At 60.5% G+C, this 6,635-nt stretch carries 7 protein-coding genes; 1 reads left to right on the top strand and 6 read right to left on the bottom strand.

Annotation, left to right across the window (positions count from 1 at the left end; translation table 11 throughout):
• Window positions 1-20: 20 nt before the first annotated feature.
• The 6 genes from citG to citC are packed head-to-tail and all read right to left on the bottom strand — an operon-like array spanning window position 21 to window position 5,261.
• Window positions 21-932, bottom strand: a complete 912-nt coding sequence (gene citG / locus BRD58_RS01420; RefSeq protein ID WP_073381434.1) for a triphosphoribosyl-dephospho-CoA synthase CitG — start codon at window positions 930-932, stop codon at window positions 21-23.
• A complete protein-coding gene (gene citX / locus BRD58_RS01425) occupies window positions 910-1,458 on the bottom strand; it encodes a citrate lyase holo-[acyl-carrier protein] synthase (protein ID WP_236721615.1) in 549 nt (182 codons plus the stop codon). Before citX ends, citG begins: the two co-directional genes overlap by 23 nt.
• A 6-nt stretch (window positions 1,459-1,464) precedes the next feature.
• Complete coding sequence (citF, locus tag BRD58_RS01430) at window positions 1,465-2,985, bottom strand: citrate lyase subunit alpha (RefSeq protein ID WP_012847102.1); 1,521 nt, start codon at window positions 2,983-2,985, stop codon at window positions 1,465-1,467.
• A gap of 10 nt (window positions 2,986-2,995) precedes the next feature.
• A complete protein-coding gene (citE, locus tag BRD58_RS01435) occupies window positions 2,996-3,892 on the bottom strand; it encodes a citrate (pro-3S)-lyase subunit beta (protein WP_012847103.1) in 897 nt (298 codons plus the stop codon).
• Window positions 3,889-4,188, bottom strand: coding sequence for a citrate lyase acyl carrier protein (citD, locus tag BRD58_RS01440; protein WP_012847104.1), 300 nt, complete (start codon window positions 4,186-4,188; stop codon window positions 3,889-3,891). Before citD ends, citE begins: the two co-directional genes overlap by 4 nt.
• A complete protein-coding gene (gene citC / locus BRD58_RS01445) occupies window positions 4,185-5,261 on the bottom strand; it encodes a [citrate (pro-3S)-lyase] ligase (RefSeq protein ID WP_012847105.1) in 1,077 nt (358 codons plus the stop codon). The genes citD and citC overlap by 4 nt, the downstream gene beginning before the upstream one ends.
• A gap of 387 nt (window positions 5,262-5,648) precedes the next feature.
• On the opposite strand from citC, the gene BRD58_RS01450 reads away from it, so the two are divergent.
• Window positions 5,649-6,635: PAS domain-containing protein (locus BRD58_RS01450; RefSeq protein WP_139263910.1), on the top strand; the 987-nt coding region annotated here is incomplete at its 3' end.

Below are 6,635 nucleotides of genomic sequence, written 5' to 3' on the forward strand. Positions count from 1 at the left end.
CTCCGGTAAGGATGATATTTTTAATGTTCAGCTTGCAAAATCGGGTAACAGAGGTGAGCCAGAAACCAGGTGAGGATCAGCAGATCCGCGCTGCCGCCCGGGCTCAGGTGACGGTCAATACACTCGGCGTCAAAGCGGCGTAGCGCCTGCAGATCGGCCGGGGTGCGGATGCCGCCGGTTGCCAGTAGCGCGGCGGCGCGCTGCTGCATCCAGCGCAGCCCGTCCTCGCCGCCGCGCGCCGCGACATTGGTATCCTGGTTATGCGCCATCAGCTGCACCAGGGTATCGAGCAGCGCCAGCTCCGGATCGCGTCCGGCGGCCAGCGTCCGCTGGTAATGGGGAAGCGCCAGATTCAGCACCAGGGGGTAGCCGGCCTCCGCCTCGCCGCGGGCGCCGGTAATGCCCAGCGTCATAAACAGACGCTGTCCGGCCGTGGACGCCTGCGCCGGGCGCAGGGGAGCCAGCTCGCGTGCGACCAGCCCGCGGCAAAACTGAGCCGCATAGCCGCACAGCCGCGCGGGGGTAATGGGGTGGCCGCGCTGGTGGCTGCGCCCGGCGGCGGCGCACAGCAGGCCGAGAGAAAAGATGCTGCCCTTATGGGTATTGACGCCGGCGGTCGCGCGGAACATGTCCGCCTCGCAGGCGATGCCGAGCGCGCGCAGGCCGGGCAATACGCTGCCGCCGTCCAGCGCGGCGCTGTCGGCGCCGTATTCGACAAAGCGAGCCAGCCAGGGGGCGATGGCATCGGCGCTACGCACAAAGTCGCTGTGGGCCATGTCGCGGTGGGCGCCGCTGTTGTGGCGATCGACCAGCCCTGGCTTGGGCGTCAGATTGACCTCGGCCAGCATGGCGCGCCAGCCCAGCGTGGCATAGTGGCGACAGGCCTGGCTCAGGGAAAGGCGATGCGGACTATACGTTGTTGGGTGTTGCATCGTGAACCAGTGCCTCCATATGGGCGAGAAGTTGGGCCACGTCGTGGCGGCGCTCGCGGGCGCACAGCACGGCGGGGCGTTGGCAAATCAGGCAGCGGCGGGCCGGCAGCTGATAATCGCTGCGCGACAGGATCTGTCCGTCGCTGGCCAAGACATCCATATCCCAGAGCCGACCCAGGGGGTGGGCCTGCTCCAGTGCGATGGCCGCCCGTTTGACCTGCTCGGCCGGCGCATCGATGGCCATCAGCCCTTCCGGGCCGGTGGCTAACTCCAGTGAACGCTGCTCCCGCAGGGGCCATTCCTGACGCTGTGCTAGCTGGTTCAGCGCCGCGATGCCCGCATTGAAGATGCGGCGCGTCAGCGGGCTATCCTTGACCGGGCCGGGGGCGACCACGGTAAAGGAGATCAGCGTACAGGTATGGCGGGTCAGCCATGCCGCCTGCCGGGACTGCCTGCATTCACGGCTGAGGAGCAGTTCCGGTAGGGTGACGGTATGGCTGGCCGCCAAATGGGGGAGCAGGGTCATCATCGCTTATTCCTTGACCTGGCGAACCACGTCAATAACGCTGCCATCGCGGTAGCGCACCACGGCCACAACCTTGTCGGTAAAGGCGATCGGCTTCGGCTCGCCGGTTAGGGAGAGCGCGCGATCGCGCAGCCACTCGATGCTGACCAACGGCAGGCCGGCGTCGCGCAGACGCTGCGCCAGCTCCGGGCGCGCCGGGTTGACGGCGATGCCGTGGTCGGTGACCAGGATGTCGATACTGGAGCCGGGGGTGACGCAGGTCAGCACGCTATCGACGATGGTCGGTATGCGTCCGCGCACCAGCGGCGCCACGATGATGGAGAGCGCGGAGCCGATGGCGGTGTCGCAGTGGCCGCCGGAGGCACCGCGCAGAACGCCGTCGGAGCCGGTCAGGACGTTAACGTTGAAGTGAGTGTCCACTTCCAGCGCGCTCAGCACCACCACGTCAAGACGGTCGACCGATGCGCCTTTGGAGCTCCAGTTGGCGTATTGGTTGGCGCTGATTTCGATGTGGTTCGGGTTGCGTGCCAGGGAGCCTGCGGCGGCGCGGTCGAAGCTCTGCACATCGAGCAGCTTACGGATGTATCCCTTCTCGTGCAGATCGACGATGGTGGAGGTAATGCCGCCCAGGGCAAAGTCGGCGCGAATATCGGCGCGACGCATCTTGTCTTCCAAGAAGCGGGTCACGGCCAGTGAGGCGCCGCCGGTGCCGGTCTGCAGCGAGAAGCCCTCGTTAAAGTAACCGGAGTGAGCGATTACTTCTGCTGCGCTGCGGGCGATCAGCAGCTCACGCGGGTTAGAGGTCATGCGGGTGGCATCAGCGCCGATCTTGCTGGCGTCGCCGACGTGATCGATCTGGACGATCAGATCGACCTGGTCTTGCGTCAGGCTGGCCGGGTTGTGCGGGTAAGGCAGAATCTCCTCGGTCAGCAGGACGACGCTGTTGGCCGCTTCGGCATCGGCGCGGGCGTAGCCCAGCGACCCGCAGCAGGCGTTGCCGGTATAGCCGTTGGCGTTACCGAAGGCGTCGCAGGCCGGCACCCCGAGAAAGGCGACGTCGATGCTCAGCTCGCCGCTGTCGATCAGGTGCACTCGGCCACCGTGGGAGTGGATCTGCACCGGTTCGTCGAGCAGGCCGTGGGAGACGGCGTCAGCCAGCGGGCCGCGCAGGCCAGAGGTGTAGATCTTGCGTACCACGCCATTGCGAATATGGCCGACCAGCGGCGCATGGCAGTCGCTCAGGGAGCTGGAGGCCAGGGTCAGATCTTTGAAGCCCATGGCGGCGATGGCGTCCATCACCTGATTCAGGGTCAGATCGCCGCCGCGGAAGGCGTGGTGGAAGGAGATGGTCATGCCGTCGCGCAGGCCGCTGCGACGGATGGCCTCTTCCAGAGAGGTGCACAGCTTGCGATCGCGCGCGCGACCGTCGTGGTACTGCGCCTTGCTGACGTCGTTGAAGGCCGGCAGCGCGCCGTCCCGTTGGCTAAAGGCGGCTACGCGGGCGTTTCGTTGGGTATCTTGTGTCATCTTTATCGCCTTATTCTTCACGGATGCCGGACAGGGCCGCGCGGGAAAGTACCAGACGCGCGCGCTCGATCACCGGGCTGTCAACCATCTTGCCGTTCAGGGAAACCACGCCGCGTCCTTCGCGGGCGGAGGCTTCGGCGGCGTCGACCACCAGACGGGCGTGATCGACCTCTTTCTGCGTCGGCGCGTACAGGTTGTGCAGCAGCTCGATCTGACGCGGGTTGATCAGCGATTTACCGTCAAAGCCCAGCTGTTTGATATGGGACGCTTCGCGCAGGAAGCCCTCATCGTTGTTGGCATCGGAGTAGACGGTGTCAAAGGCCTGGATGCCGGCGGAGCGGGCCGCCTGCAGGATGCTGCAGCGGGCGAACAGCAGTTCGATGCCCTCTGCCGAGCGCTCCGTGCGCAGATTGCGCACATAGTCTTCGGCGCCGAGCGCAATCCCGATCAGGCGCGGGGAGGCGTGGGCGATGGCCACGGCCTGGGTGATCCCCTGGGCTGACTCGATGGCGGCCAGCAGACCGGTGCTGCCCACCTCGCGCCCGCAGGCGCGTTCGATGCGGGCGATTTCGTTTTCGATAGCGATGACGTCGTCGGCGGAGTCGGTTTTCGGCAGGCGCACGACGTCAACGCCGGCGCGCACGACGGCCTCGAGATCGGCGACGCCGTACGCAGAGTCCAGGGCATTCACGCGCACGATGGTTTCGATATCGTGGTACAGAGGATGCTGCAGCGCGTGGTAGACCAGACGGCGGGCGGCGTCTTTTTCACGCAGCACCACGGAGTCCTCCAGGTCAAACATCAGCGCATCGGCTTTATAGATAAAGGCGTTGCTCAGCATGGCGGCGTTGGAGCCGGGAACAAACAGCATGCTGCGACGGGTGCGGGTTTTCTGTTGCGGTGTCATGCGCGATCCTCCCAAGGCAGGCTGACCAGATCGGCGGCGCGCGCCAGCAGGGTTTCCAGACGTGCGCGCAGGACACAGTCGAGCGCGCCTTTATCGTCAACGATCAGCTGTACGCCGCGAACCTGGTAGCGGTTGAGGACGTCCAGCACGGTGGCGCGGATGGCGTCGCCAAACTGTTTTTCGACGCTGCTGCTAATTTGCAGATCGAGAGCCTGGTCGTCTTCAATGGGCGCGATGCGCACCATCACGTCGCTTGACTCTAGGGTGCCGGCGACGGCTGCGTGGTTTATTTTCATTTGTCACCTGTAACTAAGACGGATTCCTGGGGCCGGCGCTCCGCACCCGCCGGCATCGATGCGATCAGCCGGGCCAGATAGGCCCGCGTCGCGTCGGGTACCAGTGGGGTGATTGCCGGAAGATCTTTGCGTACCAGCAGCTTGCGTACCCAAGAGGCTGAAATGGGGGTGTTGTGATAGGTCAGCCTGGCCACTTCAACCAGATGGATCGGCGGAGAGGGCAGCGCCGGGGTTTCCAGCCAGTAACGCATATCCTGATTGTATTTGGCGGTGACCGGGCAGAAGGGCTCCGTCCCGACGAAGCGGTGGGTAATGCCCAGTGCCGGCGCCAGATACTGCCGGAATATCTTGATATCGATTTCGGTGTAGCAGTTGTCGGCTACCCCCTGCTCTTTAATGAAATAGCAGGGGAAGGTGGCGCGGGAGATGATGTATTCAGAGCCCGGGTGCAGCGTGATATTGGCGATATCACTAACGCCGGAGCGTACCAGCGCCAGCCGATCTTCATAAGGAAAGCGTGAGGTATCCTCACGGACTAAAAACAGGTGTAGCCAGTCGCATTGACTGGCGGCCTGTCGGACGAGGTAACGGTGTCCGTTGGTGAACGGGTTAGCGTTCATCACGATGGCACCGATTTTTTTCCCTGGGTGGCGCAGCGTCGCTAATGTTTCGGCATAGCGTTGAAGACGTACTTTACTGTTTTCCATCAGAACCATAATCCCGGGAACCCGGGTAATGGTAGAGAAACCGCACTGGTGGAACATCTCTTCGTTTTCTTCTTTTGTATAGATGAAAAGATTATTCCGTCCTAATTCATAGGCCAGGTTGACCAATTCGGTGGCCAGCGTCAGGGCTAATCCTTCGCCGCGGGCGGTGGCGCTGATGGCGACACACTTTATGATATCGCCGGCGATACCGCCGCAGGCGATGATTTTGTTATCCCGCTGTGCGCAAATAAATATTTCTACTGATGTATCAATGTTGAGGCCATTTTCACGCAGAAAATGAGTGATGTCGGCAATCCTTTTTTGCTCAGAGCGCTTAATCTGGGTGAAAACAGTATTGCTGAACATAAGGATTCCTGCTCTGCGTCGCGATGGTTACGTTAAATAAATGTATCTTTTATCAACTCAATAACTTTTCATTTTCAATCAAAGGTAATAAAACTTTTCTGCCTATTTTTATTCCCCTTGGCTGTTGTTAAATTAATCCTAAATAGGAATCGGGTGGGAATTTTTGACCTGATTCACAAACGGAAAGCAGTTTTAAATCGCCTTAATAGTTTTTATCTTCGTAATTTAAAATAAAGATTTTTATAGACTGGTTTTTATTTGCTTAATTAGTTTAATAGCGATAATCTGCAAAAGTAGAAAAGCATTATGGCCAGAGTGTCAGGAAACAAAACGATTACATTTGAGTCGTTCAAAGGTAAGCGAAACGTATTAAAAGGTGAGGTAACGATGGTAAGAATGCCGAATAACAGTGCGGTGAATTTCTTTCGCCGTATGGCGTTCCCCCTGCGTATTTTTTTACTGTTACTGCTGGTTTCCTGCTGCCTGTTTGCCGCGCTGGGGAAGTACCTGTCAGCCAGCTTTGAAGACTACATGATGAGGCAGGTGCGTGATATGGCGATGAACCAGGCCAAGATCATCGCATCGATGGACAGCATCGTGGATGGGGTGAAGGATCGCGATACCCACCGTCTAGCGTTGATTGCCGATCGTCTGGGAACCGGGACTGACTTTGACTATGTGGTCATCGGCGATCGGAACGCTATTCGTCTGTATCACCCCAATCCGGCTAAAATCGGCCACAAGATGCAGTTCAATAAGCCGGGCGCCATTGAAAAGGGCGAGAGCTACTTTATCTCAGGCAAAGGCTCTCTGGGCCAGGCGCTGCGCGCGAAAACGCCCATTTTCGATCATCAGGGGCAGGTGATCGGGGTCGTTTCCCTGGGCTATCTGGTCAGCAAGATCGATAGCTGGCGCCTGGACTTTCTGCTGCCCATGGCCGGGGTCTTCGTGTGCGTGCTGCTGCTGCTGATGCTGCTCTCCTGGCTATTTGCCGCGCATATCCGACGACAGATGATGGGGATGGAGCCGCGCCAGATAGCCCGGGTGGTGCGTCAGATGGAGGCCCTGTTCGGCGCGGTCTTTGAGGGCCTGATTGCGGTCGATCCTGACGGACAGATCACGGCAATAAATCGCAATGCTCGCAAAATGCTGGGGCTAAGCGCGCCGGGTCGCCAGTGGCTGGGGCAGCCGATAAGCCAGGTGGTTTCGCCGTCGGGCTTTTTCACCGATCGCATCAATGAAGATCGGCGCGATGCCATTCTCACCTTTAACGGGCTGAGCGTGATAGCCAACCGGGCGACCATCCGCTCCGACGACGGCGATACGCTGCTCGGCGCGATTATCAGCTTCCGTAGCAAGGATGATATCAATACG

The organism is Edwardsiella piscicida (genome assembly GCF_001896205.1).
GTDB classification, from domain to species: Bacteria; Pseudomonadota; Gammaproteobacteria; order Enterobacterales; family Enterobacteriaceae; genus Edwardsiella; species Edwardsiella piscicida.